Here is a 17,308-nt window from a genome sequence, read left to right on the forward strand (position 1 = left end):
GCACCACATCGGCGGGGTGGTGTCGATCAAGGGCCCGGACCGGGCACGGAAGAGCGCCGCACGAGGGCCGGCACGGGCCCCACGTGCGCCGACAGCGGGTGCGACGCCGGCTCACGGTCCGGATGGTGTTACCGTGGAATCCCGTGGATCGCGTGATCACTTGTCTGATCGGCACGGCGGTTCGCACGACCGCTACGGACGACACGGGAGCAGGCCTTGGCCCCTACAGCACGGACGACCAGGCACATTTTCGTCACCGGGGGCGTCGCCTCCTCGCTGGGTAAGGGCCTCACCGCCTCCAGCCTCGGCAGTCTGCTGACCGCGCGCGGACTGCGCGTGGTGATGCAGAAGCTCGACCCGTACCTGAACGTCGACCCCGGGACGATGAACCCGTTCCAGCACGGCGAGGTCTTCGTCACCGAGGACGGCGCCGAGACCGACCTCGACGTCGGGCACTACGAGCGGTTCCTCGACCGGGACCTCTCCGGCAAGGCGAACGTCACCACCGGCCAGATCTACTCGGCGGTGATCGCCAAGGAGCGGCGCGGGGAGTACCTCGGCGACACGGTGCAGGTCATCCCGCACATCACCAACGAGATCAAGGCCCGCATCCGCGGCATGGCCGACCCGGACGCCGACGGCCAGGTGCCCGACGTGGTGATCACCGAGGTCGGCGGCACCGTCGGCGACATCGAGTCGCTGCCGTTCCTGGAGTCGATCCGGCAGATCCGCCACGACCTGGGCCGGGACAACTGCTTCTACCTGCACGTGTCGCTGGTGCCGTACCTGGCGCCGTCGGGCGAGCTGAAGACCAAGCCGACCCAGCACTCGGTGGCGCAGCTGCGCAGCATCGGCATCCAGCCCGACGCGCTGGTGCTGCGCTGCGACCGGGAGATCCCGGACAAGGTCAAGGAGAAGCTGTCGCTGTACTGCGACGTCGACCGGGAGGCGGTCACCGCCGCCCCGGACGCGCCGAGCATCTACGACATCCCGAAGGTGCTGCACCGGGAGGGCCTCGACGCGTACGTGGTGCGCCGGCTCGGCCTGTCGTTCCGCGACGTCGACTGGACCCGCTGGGACGACCTGCTGGACCGGGTCGACCAGCCGCGGCACACGATCACCGTCGCGCTCGTCGGCAAGTACGTCGACCTGCCCGACGCGTACCTGTCGGTGAGCGAGGCGATCCGGGCGGCCGGGTTCGGCCACCGCGCCCGGGTGAAGCTCAAGTGGGTGCCCAGCGACGACTGCGTGACAGCGGCCGGCGCGGCCGCCGCGCTGTCCGGCGTCGACGGCATCGTCATCCCCGGCGGCTTCGGCGTACGCGGCATCGAGGGCAAGGTCGGCACCGCCCGGTACGCGCGGGAGAACGGCATCCCGCTGCTCGGCCTCTGCCTCGGCCTGCAGTGCATGACCATCGAGGTGGCCCGTCACCTGGCCAACCTCGACGGCGCGAACTCGCTCGAATTCGACGAGGAGGCCGTGCACCCGGTCATCGCCACCATGGCCGACCAGGAGGACATCGTGGCCGGCCGCGGCGACCTCGGCGGCACCATGCGGCTCGGGGCGTACCCGGCGAAGCTCGCCGAGGGGTCGATCGTCGCCGAGGCGTACGGCAGCACCGAGGTCAGCGAGCGGCACCGCCACCGGTACGAGGTGAACAACGCCTACCGGGACCAGCTCACCAAGGCGGGGCTGACGATCTCCGGCACCTCGCCGGACGGGCGGCTCGTGGAGTTCGTCGAGCTGGACCGCAACCTGCACCCGTTCTTCGTGGCCACCCAGGCGCACCCGGAGCTGAAGAGCCGCCCCACCCGCCCGCACCCGCTGTTCGCCGCGTTCGTCGGCGCCGCCGTGGCGTACTCGCAGGCCGACCAGCTGCCGGTGGACCTGGACGGCGCGGCGAAGAAGGCCGGCCGCGGCGGCGGCGCCAAGGCCCAGGCCAAGTGAGCGGCGTCGAGCACCGGTACGAGGTGACCGCGCGCCGCCAGATCTGGTCCGGCCGGATCTTCTCCGTGGTCAGCGACGACGTCACCATGCCCGGTGGCGGCGAGGCGACCCGGGACTACGTGCGGCACGTCGGCGCGGTCGCCGTGGTGGCGCTCGACGACGCCGGTCAGGTGGTGCTGATCCGCCAGTACCGGCACCCGGTCGGCCGGCACCTGTGGGAGCTGCCCGCCGGGCTGATGGACGTCGGCGGCGAGGACCTGGCCGCCGCGGCGCTGCGGGAGCTGGCCGAGGAGGCCGACCTGACCGCGGCGCGCGTGGACGTGCTCGTGGACCTGCACAGCTCGCCCGGCTTCTCCGACGAGATGGTCCGGGTGTTCCTGGCCCGCGAGCTGGCCGAGGTGCCGGCGGAGCAGCGGCACGACCGGCACGACGAGGAGGCCGACCTCCAGGTGGTCCGCGTGGACCTGGACGAGGCGGTGCGGATGGTGCTGGCCGGTGAGATCACCAACGCGTCCTGCGTGGCCGGGCTGCTCGCCGCGGCCCGCGCCCGGGAGACCGGCTTCACCGAGCTGCGCCGGCCGGAGGCGCCGCTGCCGCGCTGATCGGGAACCGACGACGAAGGGGCCGCGCGGCGCTGTGCGCCGGGCGGCCCCTTTCCGTTGCGGTGGTCAGTCGCGCAGCGGGCGGCCCTGCCCGTCGACACCGCCGTTGACGAGGATCAGGATGCCGTCGACGAGGCCCCAGATCGCGCCGATGCCGCACGTCACGAGCGTGACGATGAGCTGGATGACACCGGTCTTGGTGTCGCCCATGTAGAACCGGCCGATGCCGAAGCCGCCGAGGAGGATCTGGAGCACACCCGCGACGACCTTGCTCTTGTCCGAGACGCCCTGCGGGTACTGCTGGTAAGGAGTGGTCATGAGCGGACACAATAGTGATCGACTCGCGTCCTGTCGGCCCCGGCACCCCGGTCGTGGAAGGATATTTACCGAACTCTGTCCTGTCGGCTGATGACGTCTCCACCGGCCAGCCTGGCCCATGCCTGACACACCGTCAGCACCAGCGGGCACCGGATGTCACAGTGTCGCCGTCCGTGGGCTTCCCACGGCTCTAGACTGCCGCCGGCGGGACCGGTGTACCGCGCCGGCAACGGAGCCGGCGCAGCGCCGCGCAGTCGGGGGTGAGCAGCCCCGGAGGAAGGTGTCTGCATCGTGAAGGTCGGAATCCCCCGCGAGGTCAAGAACCACGAGTACCGGGTGGCGATCACGCCCGCGGGCGTCAACGAGTTCACCCGCCACGGCCACGAGGTCTTCGTCGAGGCCGGCGCCGGCGTCGGCTCCAGCATCACCGACGACGAGTTCGCCGCCGCCGGTGCGAAGATCCTGGCCACCGCCGACGAGGTGTGGGACACCGCCGAGCTGGTCCTCAAGGTGAAGGAGCCGATCGCCGAGGAGTACCACCGGATGCGCGAGGGACAGGTGCTCTTCACGTACCTGCACCTGGCCGCCTCCCGCGAGTGCACCGACGCGCTGGTCGACCGCAAGGTCACCGGCATCGCGTACGAGACGGTCGAGCTGCCCGACCGGTCGCTGCCGCTGCTCGCCCCGATGTCCGAGGTGGCCGGCCGGCTCGCCCCCCAGGTGGGCGCCTTCTACATGATGCGCACCGGCGGCGGGCGGGGCGTGCTGCCCGGCGGCGTCTCCGGCGTGTACGCGGCCAAGACCGTGGTCATCGGCGCGGGCGTGTCCGGCCTCAACGCCGCCGCCATCGCGCTGGGCCTGCAGTCCGAGGTGCTGCTGCTGGACAAGAACGTGGCCCGGCTGCGCTCCGCCGACGCCATCTACCGGGGCCACCTGCAGACCGTCGCCTCAAACGCGTACGAGATCGAGCGGGCAGTGCTCGACGCGGACCTGGTCATCGGCGCGGTGCTGGTGCCCGGCGCGAAGGCCCCGAAGCTCATCTCCAACGAGCTGGTCTCCCGGATGAAGCCGGGCAGCGTGCTCGTCGACATCGCCATCGACCAGGGCGGCTGCTTCGAGGACTCGCGCCCGACCACGCACGCCGACCCGGTCTACAAGGTCCACGACTCGATCTTCTACTGCGTGGCGAACATGCCCGGCGCGGTGCCGAACACCAGCACCTACGCGCTGACCAACGTCACCCTGCCGTACGCCCTCGAACTGGCCAACCAGGGCTGGCAGGCGGCGCTGCGCAACGACCCGGCGCTGGCACTGGGCTTGAACACCCACGCCGGCAAGGTCGTCTACGGCCCGGTCGCCGAGGCGCACGGCATGGACGTGCTGCCGCTGGACGAGGTGCTGAGCTGACCGACGCCGCCGTGCGCGCGGCCGGCGCGGAACCCGCGCCGGCCCTGCGCCGTGCGGTCCGCACGTACCTGGACCACCTCACCGTCGAGCGCGGGCTGTCCGCGAACACGCTCGCCTCGTACCGCCGGGACCTGGACCGCTACCTGGCCACGCTGGCCGCGGCCGGGGTTACCGACCTGGCCGCCGCCGGGCCCGCGCAGGTCGAGGCCCACCTGGCCCGGCTGCGCGCCGGCGACGACGACCACCCGCCGCTCGCCGTCTCCTCCGCCGCCCGCGCCGCCAGCGCGGTACGCGGCCTGCACCGCTTCGCGCTGCGCGAAGGGCTCACCGGCGCCGACCCCAGCCGCGACGTCCGCCCGCCCGCGCCACCGCGCCGCCTGCCCCGGGCGCTGCCCGTCGACGCGGTCCTGCGGCTGCTGGAGGCCGCCGGCCCGGCCGACGGCGCCGGCGACGCCGCCGCCCGCGCGCTGCGCGACCGGGCGCTGCTGGAATTCCTGTACGGCACCGGCGCGCGCATCTCCGAGGCGGTCGGCGCCGCCGTCGACGACCTCGACCTGGACGCCGGAACCGTGCTGCTGCGCGGCAAGGGCGGCCGGACCCGGCTGGTCCCGGTCGGCGGGTACGCGGCCGACGCGCTGCGCGCCTGGCTGGTCCGGGGCCGCCCGGCGCTGCTCGCGGCCGGACGCGGCGCCCACGCGGTGTTCGTCAACGCCCGCGGCGGCCCGCTCACCCGGCAGGGCGCCTGGGCCGTGCTGCGCGCCGCCGCCGCCCGGGCCGGCCTGCCGGTCGACGGCCCCGACGCGGTCTCCCCGCACACGCTGCGCCACTCGTACGCCACGCACCTGCTCGACGGCGGCGCGGACGTGCGCGTGGTGCAGGAACTGCTCGGCCACGCGTCGGTGACCACCACCCAGGTCTACACACTGGTCACCGTGGAACGACTGCGCGAGGTGTACGCGACAGCGCATCCGCGTGCCCGCTGAGTCGCCGGCGTGGCCGGGCCTGGCCGACGGGCCGCCGACACGCCGACCCGCTACCGAACGTGCTGCTGGCCGGTGGCGTACAGTCGGCATCGGCGCGGGCCTCCAGGTGCGACGGACCGGGGGTGCGCAGCGGCGCCGCGAGGGACGTCGGACGGCTCCGACGCCGGGTGGTCGTCGGGAGGGGGCAACGAGGACATGGCAGGAAACGGTGACCGTGCCGAGACCTGGACGTCGGAGCTCCGTGAGCAGCAGGCGACGCTCGGCGCCGATCTCGGCCCCGCCGACCCGGCCGCGTACACCATGCGCAAGCCGATCCCCGAACCCATGCCGACCGACCGGCACGGCCCGGCGCGGATCATCGCGATGGCCAACCAGAAGGGCGGCGTCGGCAAGACCACGACGACCATCAACCTGGGCGCGGCCCTGGCCGAGTACGGCCGCAAGGTGCTGCTCGTCGACTTCGACCCGCAGGGCGCCCTCTCCGTCGGGCTGGGCGTCAACCCGCACAACCTGGACCTGTCGGTCTACAACCTGCTGATGCAGGACGACGTCACCGCCGAGGACGTCCTGATCAAGACCGACGTGGCCGGGCTGCACCTGCTACCCGCCAACATCGACCTCTCCGCCGCCGAGATCCAGCTCGTCAACGAGGTCGCCCGGGAGATGGCCCTGGCGCGGGTGCTGCGCACCATCCGCAAGGAGTACGACTTCATCCTGATCGACTGCCAGCCCTCACTGGGCCTGCTGGCGATCAACGCGCTCACCGTCGCGCACGGCGTGCTCATCCCGCTGGAGTGCGAGTTCTTCAGCCTGCGCGGTGTCGCGCTGCTGCTGGACACCATCGACAAGGTGCGCGAGCGGCTCAACTTCGACCTGGAGCTCGAAGGCATCCTCGCCACCATGTACGACAGCCGCACCACCCACTGCCGCCAGGTGCTGCAGCGGGTGGTCGAGGCGTTCGGCGACAAGGTCTACCAGACCGTCATCACCAAGACGGTGAAGTTCCCCGAGTCCACCGTGGCCGGCGCCCCGATCACCACCCTCGACCCGGCCTCCTCCGGCGCGCGCAACTACCGGCAGCTGGCCCGGGAGGTCATCGCCGCCCAGGCGGACCGGTAGGGCGCACGCCGGCCGCCCGCCGCGTCGTCTACGGTTTCCCGGTGACCGCACCGCCCCTCGACCCGCCACACGGCGCCGGCGACCCCGCCGTAGCCGCGGAGCTGGCCGCCGAGGTCGACGGTGTGGTGCCCGCCGACGCGGGCACCGGCGAGCAGACCAGTGGCTTCACCGTCCGGCTGGACAACTTCACCGGCCCGTTCGACCTGCTGCTCCAGCTGATCAGCAAGCACAAGCTGGACGTCACCGAGGTCGCGCTGCACAAGGTCACCGACGAGTTCATCGCGTACCTGCGGGCGATGGGCGACCAGTGGGACCTGGACGAGACCAGCGAGTTCCTGCTCGTCGCCGCCACCCTGCTCGACCTCAAGGCGGCCCGGCTGCTGCCCTCCGCCGAGGTGGAGGACGAGGAGGACCTGGCGCTGCTGGAGGCGCGGGACCTGCTGTTCGCGCGGCTGCTGCAGTACAAGGCGTACAAGGAGGCCGCCGCGCACATCGCCGAGCTGGAGGCGGTCGGCGGACGGCGCTACCCGAGGGCGGTCACGCTCGAACCCCGGTACGCCGAGGCGCTGCCCGACCTGGTGCTCGGCATCGGTCCCGAGCGGCTGCGCAAGCTCGCGGTCAAGGCGATGAGCCCGAAACCGGTGCCCGAGGTGTCCATCGCGCACGTGCACATGGTCCGGGTCAGCGTCCGCGAACACGCCGGCATCATCGCCGACCGGCTGCGCCGCGCCGGGATCGCCACGTTCTCGCTGCTCTGCGCCGACTGTGAGATGACGCTCGAGGTGGTGGCCCGGTTCCTGGCGCTGCTGGAGCTGTACCGGCAGGGTCTCGTGGCGTTCGTGCAGGAGCAGGCGCTGGAGGAGTTGACCGTTCGCTGGACCGGCCCGGTCGACGGCGAGGCCGAGCTGACAGTCGACGAGTACGCCGGCAACCCCGAGCCCACCCCCGCCGCCGGGCCTGGCGACGGCACATCGGCCGACGCTGCCGCATCCGCTGACGCCGCCGTGCCCGCCGAGGCGGCGGACGAACCCGCACCGACGCAGGAGTGAACGGATGAGCGACGAGGAACGCCGCGACTCGCTGGCCGACCAGGCCGCCGCCTGGATCCCCCCGTGGCAGCGCCCGTCCGCGCCCAAACCCGACCCGAAAAGTAGTGATTCGTCCGAAACCGCCGACTCGGCACCCGAGCCGCCCACAGATCTTGGAAGCCAAGGGCCCCTCCAGGGGCCGTTTCCTTCCAAGATCGCCGAAACCACGTCGGATCTTGGTACGGAGGCGCCCTCTGAGGGGCGGGAGCGTACCAAGATCTCGGGTGAAAGCTCGACGGCCGACGCTGACGAGCGCATCGAGCCTTCGGCCGATGCCGATGCCGATGCCGACGCCGATGCCGGTCCGGCCACCGTTGACGACATTGACCCTGCAGTCGAACAGGCAACCAGCTCCGACGTCGCCCCGAACCCCGGCATCTACCCGGCAACCGGCACCGACTCCGGCTCCGGCAGCGGCCCGGCGATCGACACCGGCGTCGCTCCGGCAACCGGCTCCGGCGCGAGCACCGAGGCCGGGGGCGGCGTCGACCCGCCAGCCGCCGTCGACTTCGTCAGCTCCGACGCCAGCCGAGACGACGAAGACGAGGCCGGGCACGGCGACGACGGCCGGCGAGACGCCGACACCGCTGGGCGGGACGCCGACACCGCTGGGCGGGACGCCGACGCGGCCGCGCAGGAACCGGGGGACCGGGCGAGTGGCGGAGCGGCGGGCGGCGTACCCCAGAAGCGGGGACGCCGACGGGCCGCGCCGGAACCGCCGCCCGCGCCGGTCCTGGACGACGCGGAGCTGCGCGGCGCCCTGGAGGCGATCCTGCTGGTGGTGGACCAGCCGGTCAGCGAACTGGTCCTGGCCGAGGTCCTCGAACAGGCGCCGGAACGGGTCGGCGCGATGCTCGACGAGATCGCTGCCGGGTACACCGCCGCCGGGCACGGGTTCGACCTGCGCCGGGCGGCGGGTGGCTGGCGTCTCTACACCCGGCCGGAATACGCCACCTACGTCGAGCGGTTCGTACTGGACGGGCAGTCCGTGCGGCTGACCCAGGCCGCGCTGGAGACCCTCGCCGTGGTCGCCTACCGGCAGCCGGTGACCCGTTCGCGCATCTCGGCCATCCGGGGTGTCAACTGCGACGGGGTGCTCCGTACCCTGGTGGGTCGCGGCCTGGTCGAGGAGTGCGGCACCGAAGCGGACAGCGGCGCCTACCTCTACCGGACCACCACCATGTTCCTGGAGAAGCTGGGGCTGAACTCGGTGGACGACCTGCCGCCGCTGGCCCCGTTCCTTCCCGACGACGTAGAAGAGCTTGCCGATGCGACGCGATGACCGTGCCCCGAAGCCCGACGCCCCCGTGTACGAGGGCGCCGAGCGCCTGCAGAAGGTGCTCGCCGCCGCGGGGGTGGGTTCCCGGCGCGCCTGTGAAGACCTGATCTTCCGGCGCCGGGTCACCGTGAACGGGCGGGTGGCGCAGCTCGGCGACAAGGCCGACCCGGCCCGCGACGTGATCGTCGTCGACGGGGAGCGGCTCCAGGCCGACGTCCGCCTGGTCTACGTGGCGATGAACAAGCCGCGCGGCGTGGTCACCACCATGGCTGACGAGAAGGGCCGCACCGAGCTCGCCGACTTCATCGGCGCGCGGCTGGAGCAGCGGGTCTACCACGTCGGGCGACTGGACGCCGACAGCGAGGGCCTGCTCCTGCTCACCAACGACGGCACCCTCGCCCACAAGCTCATGCACCCGTCGTACGAGGTGCTCAAGACCTACCTCGCCGAGGTGGCCGGGCCGATCCCGCGCAACCTGGGCAAGCGCCTCGCCGCCGGCGTCGAGCTGGAGGACGGGCCGGTGAAGGTCGACGGGTTCAAGCTGGTCGACACGCTCGGCAAAACCGCCCAGGTGGAGCTGACCCTGCACGAGGGGCGCAAACACATCGTCCGGCGCCTGATGGCCGAGGTGGGACACCCGGTGTCCCGCCTGATCCGTACCTCGATCGGTCCGATCAAGCTCGGCGACCTGCGCACCGGGCGGCTGCGGCGGCTGACGAACGCGGAGGTCGCCGCCCTGTTCAAGGCCGTGGGTGACTGACCCGCCGATCGGGGTACGGCTGCCGGTAGGCTTCGACGCGGTCCGCGGGCCGGCGCGTGCCGCCCGGCGGGACGCCCGCGCGGCGCGGGCATGATTGACGACAGAACCATCCGCTCAACGGCGCCCGGGAATCCGGGTGACCCGCGAGGTACGGGCTGAGGAGGACAACGGTGGAGGAGAACGTACCGGCCGGGCGATGTGTGGTCGCTGTGGACGGGCCGTCCGGTTCGGGGAAGTCCACCGTGTCGCGGCGGCTCGCCGCGGGCCTCGGCGCCCGCTACCTCGACACCGGCGCCATGTACCGGGCGCTGACCTGGGCAGTCCTGCGCTCCGGCGTGGAACTCACCGACGCCGAGTCGGTGGCCAAGGTCGCCGCCGAGGCCGACCTGCGCATCGGCACTGACCCCCAGGGGTACGCCGTGACAGTCGACGGCACCGACGTGTCCACCGCCATCCGCGGCGCCGAGGTGACCGCCGACCTGTCCGCGGTGGCCGCCGTCGCCGCCGTACGCGAGCTGCTGGTGGACCGGCAGCGGCGGGTGATCGCCGACGCGGGCCGGATCGTGGTCGAAGGCCGGGACATCGGCTCGGTGGTCGCGCCGGACGCGGACCTGAAGGTGTACCTGACCGCCTCCGAGGCGGCGCGCGCGAAGCGGCGCAGCGCCGAGGACGCCGCCGACGTCGCGGCGACCGCCGCGGACCGCGCCCGCCGGGACCGCCTCGACTCGACCCGCAAGGTCAACCCGCTGCAGCAGGCCCCCGACGCGGTTGTGCTGGACACCACCGAGCTGGGCATCGACGAGGTAGTGGCCCGCCTGCGCGAGATGCTCACGGAGCGGGGTGCCGCGTGAGCCAGGATTTCGAAGGCTGGGTGGAGCTGCGCGAGCCGGAGGTCGACTCCGGTGAGCCGGCCGGCCCGCAGCCCGTGGTGGCCGTGGTCGGCCGCCCCAATGTGGGCAAGTCCACGCTCGTCAACCGCATCATCGGCCGCCGGCAGGCCGTGGTTGAGGACATCCCCGGCGTGACCCGGGACCGCGTGCCCTACGACGCGCAGTGGAACGGCCGGGCGTTCACGGTGGTGGACACCGGCGGCTGGGAGCCCGACGCCAAGGACCGGGCCGCGGCCATCGCCGCCCAGGCCGAGACCGCGGTGGCGACCGCCGACGTGGTGCTGTTCGTGGTGGACGCCATGGTCGGCGCCACCGACGTGGACGAGGCCGCGTTGAAGATGCTGCGCCGCAGCGCCAAGCCGGTGATCCTCATCGCCAACAAGGCCGACAACACCACCATCGAGATGGAGGCGACCTCGCTGTGGTCGCTCGGCCTCGGTGAGCCGTTCCCGATCTCGGCGCTGCACGGCCGCGGCTCCGGCGACCTGCTCGACGCCATCCTCGACGCGCTGCCCGAGGCGCCCGCGATCGTGGAGAACCGGCCGCGCGGCCCACGCCGGGTGGCGCTGGTGGGCCGCCCCAACGTCGGTAAGTCCAGCCTGCTCAACCGCTTCTCCGGCGAGGAGCGGGCGGTGGTCGACTCGGTCGCCGGCACCACAGTGGACCCGGTCGACAGCCTGGTCGAGATCGGCGGCGAGACCTGGCAGCTGGTCGACACCGCCGGTCTGCGCAAGCGCGTCGGCAAGGCCAGCGGCACCGAGTACTACGCCAGCCTGCGTACCGCCTCGGCGATCGAGGCGGCCGAGGTCGCCGTGGTGCTGATCGACTCCAGCGAGGTGATCAGCGAGCAGGACCAGCGGATCCTCACCATGGTCGTCGAGTCCGGCCGGGCGCTGGTCATCGCGTTCAACAAGTGGGACCTGGTCGACGGCGACCGCCGCTACTACCTGGACAAGGAGATCGACCGCGAGCTGCGGCGCATCCCCTGGGCGATCCGGCTGAACCTGTCTGCCAAGACCGGCCGCGCCGTCGACAAGCTCGCACCCGCGCTGCGCAAGGCCCTCGCGAGCTGGGAGACGCGCATCCCGACCGCGCAGCTCAACCAGTGGCTCACCGCGCTGGTCCAGGCCACCCCGCACCCGGTACGCGGCGGACGCGCCCCGCGCATCCTGTTCGCCACCCAGGCCGGGGCGGCGCCGCCGCGCTTCGTTCTGTTCACCACCGGCCCGCTGGACGCTGGCTACCAGCGCTTCGTCGAGCGCAAGCTCCGCGAGGAGTTCGGCTTCGAGGGCAGCCCGATCGAGATCTCGGTACGCCCGCGCAAGAAGCTCGGCCCCGGCGGCCGGGGCAAGGCCCACGGCTGACGGCTCGCTGGCCTGCTTGCCGCTTTGCAGCCGCACGCCACCCTCCTAGGATGCTCTAGGGGGTGTGGCGCGCGGCGCGGGAGGGGCCTCTGCGCACGGTGCGAAGATCCTGCGCTAAGCTGTACCGGCTGCCGCGGGGGAGACCTGGCGGGGGCATCGGGACGTGGCGCAGCTTGGTAGCGCACTTGACTGGGGGTCAAGGGGTCGTCGGTTCGAATCCGGCCGTCCCGACAAAGAAAAAGCCCTGACCAGCGGGAACACTGGTCAGGGCTTTGATCTTCTTCGATGGAGATTTGAACCGCCCCCCGAAAACCCCCCGTTTACGCGGTGCGGCAACCAAGTTCGTCACCGGTGTGCATCGTTCTCTCCTGGCGACGATCCTTGGCTGCTCGGGTGGCTGCCGAGCCGTTCGAGGATGCCGGACACGTCTGGGGCTTGTACCGGCTTGGCGATGTAGTAGGTGTCGGTGACCTCCTCGCTGGAGTGCCCGAGTTGCGCTGCCGCGCTCTTGGTATCGATCTCCTCCTTGATCAGGGTGGCGACGGTCTTTCGGAAGGTGTGCGGGGTGACCCAGTCGAGGTCGGCTTCGGCGCGGGCCTGGCGCCACTGACGGCGGACGTTGTTGGGTGAGAGCCAGGTGCCTCGTCGGGAGGCGAAGATCGCGTCGTGGGGGTTGTCCGCGGCGGTGAGTTTGCGGGCCATGAGCATGCCGACCGCGAACCGGGGGAGGACGACCCTCCGGTAGCCGGCGTCGCTCTTGGTCCAGGGCTGTCGGAAGAAGCCCTGGCTCTTGATGAAGACCAGCGTTCCGCAGATCGTCAGGGTTGGTCGTTCGGCGGCGAGGTCCAGGTCCTCCCAGCGGAGGGCCAGGATCTCGCCGATACGGGCGCCGGTGGCGAGCATGAGGTCGACGACGTCGGCCAGGTCGCCGCTGTGCCGAGGCCCGGGCTTACCAGGGATCGGTCGCTGCCATTCGCGGATGGCCGTGCGGACGGCTTGGAGTTGCTCAGGCGAGAGGACGACGACGGTGCGGCGGGGTTTACGGAGCCGGCCGGTGTCGCGGACCGGGTTGGTGGGGATGGCGCCGTGGCGTACGGCCAGAGCGAACATCTGACTGAGTACGACCTTCACGCCTTTGGCGGCTGAAGGGCGGTCCTTGGCGATGTCGCGCAGGAACCGGTCGAGGCGTCCGACGCTGGCTTCCCGGATTCGGAGGTTGCCGAGGGCTGGCAGGATCGAGGTGCGGACGCTGGTCGCGTATCGGTGGATGGTTTGTGGCGCGATGCGTTCCTCGGCGGTGATCTCTTCGACCCACAGTTCGGCGAGGGCGCTGATGCGGGTTTCGCGGGTGATCTCGTCGTCGGTGGGGGTGGCGCGGTCGCGGAGTTTGACCTTCAAGGCCCGTTCGGCGGCGGGCCCGGTGGTGTCGGTGGCTTCGATGTCGCGGGTGATGCCGTCGTAGTCGCGGAACCGGGCGCGTGCCCGGAATCTCTTCGGACCGAGTTTCTCGATCCGGATTTTTCCGGAGGTGCCGATGGCCAGTTCAGGTCGGGCCATGGTTCACCGCTCCGCGTCGGTGTGGTCTTCGAGCCAGCGCTCGACCTCGTTGCGCCGGTAGCGCAGGGTGTTGCCGACGCGGATGGCGCGAGGGCCCTTGCCTCGGCTGTGCCAGGCGTAGAGGGTGTTCTTGGGCTTGCCCAACCAGGCCGCGAGGTCGTCGATGGTCAGGAGTGGGTCTGGTCGCCATTCGGAGGCGGCGGGGCCGTTCATCGCCGGTCCAGGACGTCGGTCGAACCGGGCTGCCAGCGGCGCGTCGTGCGGTTGGCAGTTGGCCTGCGTGCGTCGGCACGTGGTCTGAATTCCGGGCCGGTTCGGGGTCGGGGCGGGCATGGATCGTGCTTCCTTTCGTTGGCCCGGCGTTGTTGGGGCCGGGGGTGAACGGGGTCGTCGCTACGACCCGCGGGTGCGGCATCTGACAGCTGTGGCCGTCTATCCATCCGTTGTGTCCCCCAGGGGTCAAGCCAAGGGCTGGGCTCGTCTTCGAAGAGGCATTGCAGGCTCGGTGTCGATCGCGGACGGACGGCGTCCCCCTGGTCCTGCGGACGGCTGGATGGCGGGCAGAGGGCGTCAGTCGAGCCCTCGCTCGCCAGTTGCGAGACGCGGTGCGTCCCCGTACCGAGCTGGGTGTGGAAACGTGCGATCCGGGGCGCGGTGCTTTTGCGCCCGGTCATCTCGATGCAGATTGGGAAGTTCTGGAGTGTTCTCATCGTCAGTTGCCTTTCGGTCAGGCTGATGTGTGGGTTGGTGCTGGTCGTGGTCTGGGATATCCGGGCGCGTGGAACCGGTGACCTCCTTGCGTCAGAGGGCATGCGTGGCTGGCCCGCCGAGCAGAGAGGCTCGGCAGGCTGGCTGGATTGAATGGACGGCCCGCCGAGATCGGCGGGCCGTCATCTGTTGGAGCGCTGCCTGGTGCTCACGCCGGTGGCGCCGTCATTGGCCGGACAGCGGTGAGTCCCGAGGGTTGGCGCCGTTGTTTGCTCTGACGACTCGTCAGGCTGTGTGGCTGCTGCCCGCGAGTCGGCGCAATGCCTGCCCGGCGCCGGGGTAGGCGAGCCGCAATGTGTAAGCGGCGAGTTGGACGGCCCACCAGGTGAGGGCGACGAGGTAACCGACCAGCAGGGCGCTGCTGGTGTCGCTGGTGAAGACGATGGCGTAGCCGATGGCGAGGCCGGGGACCGTGATGGTGCGGGTGGTGCGGCTTCGGCTGGTGGTCAGGGCGGTGGCGATGCCGAGCAGTGCTGCTCCGGCGCTGCCGATGAGGCCGGGCATGCCGGTCAGGTCGACCGGTGGGGTGAGGGTGATCGCCGCGCGCATGAGGCAGATGCCGGTGGCGGCTACGGCGGCGGGCAGGGCCGCCGGAGGGGTGCGCGCGAGCCAGTTGGACAGTTGCGGAGCCGCGATGCGGGGAGCTGTGGCGGCGATGATCGCCGCGCAGGCGGCGAGGGGGAGCGCGGAGCCGAGGGTCCATTTCAGGTATGGCTCGTAGCCGAACTGGACGGCGGTGCCGGTGGCGAGGCCGTAGAGGGCGGCGGCGGTTGATCCGCCGACGGCGGCGGCGAGGTATCCGCGTCTGATGAGGTGGCCGGTGGTGGGTCTAGTGGTGGCTGCGTCGGTGGTGCCGGCGAGCCAGGTGGTGGGGGCGAGGTGCGCCACGGCGAATGCGGTGAGCATGGTGAGGGCACCGGCGATGCCCAGTTGAGGCAGGGAGAGGCGGACGCCGACGACCTGGACGGAGTAGGTCGTGACGATGTCCGCGGTGAGGATGGTCTGTAGGAGCACGGTGAGCGAGCAGACGCCGAGGATGATGGCGCTGGTCAGGTCACGGACGCGGAGCCGAACTCGTGGCAGTGCGGTGTCGTTGGCGGTGCTTGTTGTCTGGTGATGGGCTGCGGTGAGCGCGAGGGCGCCGTCAGCGAGGGCGTGGGAGTGACCGTCGAGGGCGATCGGAGTGTGCCCGGTGACGGCCACGAGGCGTTCCTGAAGGCCCGGGATTGCTCTGGCTTCCCGGTGGATCACGTGGCTGAGGTGCTGCTGGCCGATGTCGGCGGCGTCGAGGATGCCTTGGACGGCATTGGCGGCATCGTCGAGGAGGGGCTGCGCTGCGACGGTGACGTCGTCGCGGGTCAGAACGGCCGGTGGGCGGGGCGAGGGCAGGAGAACGGGTGCGCATTCCTGAGTTGAGAGGGCGGTCCTGGCCTGGCGGATGGACTCCAGCAGTGCCGCGTCGGCTGGCTCGGGTGCGGCCTCTCTTTCGGTGCGGTGTGAGGGATCGTCCGCGATGTTGCGGGTCAAGAGGTGCTGCGCGAGGTCTCGGTCCAGGTCGCGGCTCGGGCTCACCTGGCGGGTGGCGAGTTCCTGGTACCCGTCGCGGCTGGCTTGCAGGACGGTCAGCGTGATTGGACGCCGCTCGGCATCGCAGATCAGCAGACATGTGCCATCCGGGACGTGGCCGGCGGTCGCGTAAGCGGCGAGTGCTGCTGGCGCGGTGACCATGGCCGGTGCGGGCAGGCCCGCCCGGGCTGCCGCGTCGGTGAGATGCCCCCGTCGGCGTGGTCCCCAAGCGGATGGGATGGTCACGGTCAGAGCGGCGACCGGTACGGCGACTTGGCGGACTGCCTGGTCAGCCACATGCCACAGCTGCCCGGCGAGCAGCTGTACGGCGTCCACCGGCGGCTCGGCGTCAGCCGCGTGCAGGAGGTCCACCGGGTCTCGGATGAACTGGTGACCTACCGAGGGCTCCGGCAGCCCGTTGACGCCGGGGTGTAGTTGACCGGCGGGGTCGATCACGATGCCGTGCGGCATGACGATGCGGCCGTTGAGCAGGACGGGGATCCGGGTGCCATCGCGGTCGACGGTGGCGGCGATTGCCGACGACGTGAGATCGATCGATAGTCGCGTGCCCCCGCTTGGCATGCGAGGCAGTCTCTCCCGACCGGGGAGTGGATCGTCAACCACGTTCTCGTCCCGTGATCGATTGTGCGCGCATGGTGAGAATCCTTCCTGAAGAGATGGCCCTCGATGGGTATCGCCGTGTATGCGAGAGGAAAGGGATCTACCAAGCGGGGGGACGGACAGGATGTCGCAGCAATCCCCGGACAGCGGCAACCGGCTAGCCGAATACGCGCGTCCCACGGTGTACGTCCCGCCCGTGTCGACACCGCCGCGCCACACAGCGGGGCGGGTGTCCTCCGTGATCCGACCAGTCCGGGCCACCGTGTCCACAGCCGTGTTCCTGGCCGGGGTACCGACGTTGCTGGTGTCCCTTGACGGGAACCCCTTGCGGAGGTGGCCGTCGTGGACGCAGGTGGTGGCATGGTTCGATCAGCCGAACGAACGGTTCACCTCGACCGTCCTGGCCGGCGCGGCTGTGTGGGCGGTGTGGCTGTTGTGGGCCGTGCTCGCGCTGCTGCTGATCGCCGAGCTGATCGCGCTGGCGACCCGATGGCGGATCCCGGTGCTACGGCTTCCCGCACCACTGCACCGGCTCGTGTTCGGCCTGGCCGGCACCGCGGCGATCGCCGTCACCTCCGTCGGCCAACTGAACACCGGCGGCGTTCGACCACCGGCGGCCATCGACGCGGCCGAGGCAGTGGCTGTTCCTCAGCAAGCTCTCGCGCAGGGGCCGGCGCTGATTCAGGTCGGCAACACCCGTTACCTGTACACCGTCGAGCGACACGACACCCTGTCGAAAATCGCCAAGCAGTGGCTCGGTGACGCCGGCCGCTGGCCGGAAATCTGCCGCATGAACAAACACCGCCACTTTCCCCAGGTCGGCGGCACCCTGCGCGACTGCGACTTGATCTACCCGGGCTGGGAACTGCGCCTACCCGCCGATGCCCAACCCCCACAGACCGCCATCCCGGACCGCCGCCCGCAACGCGCTGAGCGTGCAGGGCAAGAACATCGACGTGCACGCCATGGCCCGCGAGATGGGCACCACCGAGGCCGGCACCAACTCCATCAACGACATCACCCCGGTGCTGAACAAGGA

At 71.3% G+C, this 17,308-nt stretch carries 15 protein-coding genes, 1 tRNA gene and 1 pseudogene; 12 read left to right on the forward strand and 5 right to left on the reverse strand.

Going from position 1 to position 17,308, the window contains the following annotated elements; genetic code table 11:
• Window positions 1-216 precede the first annotated feature (216 nt).
• Window positions 217-1,947, forward strand: a complete 1,731-nt coding sequence (locus tag BAW75_RS26245) for a CTP synthase (RefSeq protein ID WP_104115252.1) — start codon at window positions 217-219, stop codon at window positions 1,945-1,947.
• On the forward strand, window positions 1,944-2,549 hold the full coding sequence (locus BAW75_RS26250; protein WP_064446396.1) for an NUDIX domain-containing protein: 606 nt from the start codon (window positions 1,944-1,946) through the stop codon (window positions 2,547-2,549). The genes BAW75_RS26245 and BAW75_RS26250 overlap by 4 nt, the downstream gene beginning before the upstream one ends.
• Before the next feature lie 66 nt (window positions 2,550-2,615).
• Here the strand turns inward: BAW75_RS26250 and BAW75_RS26255 are convergent, their stop codons facing one another.
• Window positions 2,616-2,987: a TM2 domain-containing protein gene (locus BAW75_RS26255; RefSeq protein WP_082930962.1), complete on the reverse strand. Its 372-nt coding sequence runs from the start codon at window positions 2,985-2,987 to the stop codon at window positions 2,616-2,618.
• Between the two features lie 171 nt (window positions 2,988-3,158).
• Between BAW75_RS26255 and ald the strand changes: the two genes are divergently transcribed.
• The 9 genes from ald to BAW75_RS26300 all read left to right on the forward strand — a co-directional run bounded on the left by ald (window position 3,159) and on the right by BAW75_RS26300 (window position 11,988).
• Window positions 3,159-4,274, forward strand: a complete 1,116-nt coding sequence (ald, locus tag BAW75_RS26260; protein WP_064446395.1) for an alanine dehydrogenase — start codon at window positions 3,159-3,161, stop codon at window positions 4,272-4,274.
• Window positions 4,275-4,285: 11 nt separating this feature from the next.
• Window positions 4,286-5,257 carry a tyrosine recombinase gene (locus BAW75_RS26265; protein ID WP_104115253.1) on the forward strand — a complete coding sequence of 324 codons (972 nt, stop codon included), beginning with the start codon at window positions 4,286-4,288 and terminating at the stop codon, window positions 5,255-5,257.
• A 195-nt stretch (window positions 5,258-5,452) separates the two neighbouring features.
• On the forward strand, window positions 5,453-6,376 hold the full coding sequence (locus BAW75_RS26270) for a ParA family protein (protein ID WP_013285595.1): 924 nt from the start codon (window positions 5,453-5,455) through the stop codon (window positions 6,374-6,376).
• Window positions 6,377-6,417: 41 nt separating this feature from the next.
• Window positions 6,418-7,425 carry a segregation and condensation protein A gene (locus BAW75_RS26275; protein WP_104115254.1) on the forward strand — a complete coding sequence of 336 codons (1,008 nt, stop codon included), beginning with the start codon at window positions 6,418-6,420 and terminating at the stop codon, window positions 7,423-7,425.
• Between the two features lie 4 nt (window positions 7,426-7,429).
• Window positions 7,430-8,746, forward strand: coding sequence for an SMC-Scp complex subunit ScpB (gene scpB, locus BAW75_RS26280; protein ID WP_104115255.1), 1,317 nt, complete (start codon window positions 7,430-7,432; stop codon window positions 8,744-8,746).
• Entirely contained in the window at window positions 8,733-9,503 is a 771-nt protein-coding gene (locus BAW75_RS26285; protein ID WP_043324891.1) for a pseudouridine synthase, read from the forward strand. Before scpB ends, BAW75_RS26285 begins: the two co-directional genes overlap by 14 nt.
• Before the next feature lie 170 nt (window positions 9,504-9,673).
• On the forward strand, window positions 9,674-10,354 hold the full coding sequence (gene cmk / locus BAW75_RS26290) for a (d)CMP kinase (protein WP_104115256.1): 681 nt from the start codon (window positions 9,674-9,676) through the stop codon (window positions 10,352-10,354).
• Window positions 10,355-10,374: 20 nt separating this feature from the next.
• Window positions 10,375-11,757: a ribosome biogenesis GTPase Der gene (gene der, locus BAW75_RS26295; RefSeq protein ID WP_208635314.1), complete on the forward strand. Its 1,383-nt coding sequence runs from the start codon at window positions 10,375-10,377 to the stop codon at window positions 11,755-11,757.
• A gap of 157 nt (window positions 11,758-11,914) precedes the next feature.
• Window positions 11,915-11,988, forward strand: a tRNA-Pro gene (locus BAW75_RS26300).
• Between the two features lie 114 nt (window positions 11,989-12,102).
• Here BAW75_RS26300 and BAW75_RS26305 read toward each other — a convergent pair.
• The 4 genes from BAW75_RS26305 to BAW75_RS33375 form a co-directional block, all read right to left on the reverse strand.
• The gene (locus tag BAW75_RS26305; RefSeq protein ID WP_104115258.1) at window positions 12,103-13,314 is read right to left on the reverse strand and encodes a tyrosine-type recombinase/integrase; all 1,212 of its coding nucleotides are present in this window, start codon (window positions 13,312-13,314) and stop codon (window positions 12,103-12,105) included.
• A 3-nt stretch (window positions 13,315-13,317) separates the two neighbouring features.
• Window positions 13,318-13,527, reverse strand: a complete 210-nt coding sequence (locus tag BAW75_RS26310) for a helix-turn-helix transcriptional regulator (RefSeq protein WP_104115259.1) — start codon at window positions 13,525-13,527, stop codon at window positions 13,318-13,320.
• Window positions 13,528-14,307: 780 nt separating this feature from the next.
• Window positions 14,308-16,230, reverse strand: coding sequence for an Hsp70 family protein (locus tag BAW75_RS33260; RefSeq protein WP_104115260.1), 1,923 nt, complete (start codon window positions 16,228-16,230; stop codon window positions 14,308-14,310).
• 544 nt (window positions 16,231-16,774) lie between these two features.
• A complete protein-coding gene (locus BAW75_RS33375; protein ID WP_338109326.1) occupies window positions 16,775-17,071 on the reverse strand; it encodes a hypothetical protein in 297 nt (98 codons plus the stop codon).
• A gap of 112 nt (window positions 17,072-17,183) precedes the next feature.
• Here BAW75_RS33375 and BAW75_RS33090 point away from each other — a divergent pair.
• A pseudogene (locus tag BAW75_RS33090) lies at window positions 17,184-17,308 on the forward strand (C39 family peptidase); the annotation flags it as partial.

This window comes from Micromonospora chalcea (assembly GCF_002926165.1).
Taxonomy (GTDB): Bacteria; Actinomycetota; Actinomycetes; order Mycobacteriales; family Micromonosporaceae; genus Micromonospora; species Micromonospora chalcea.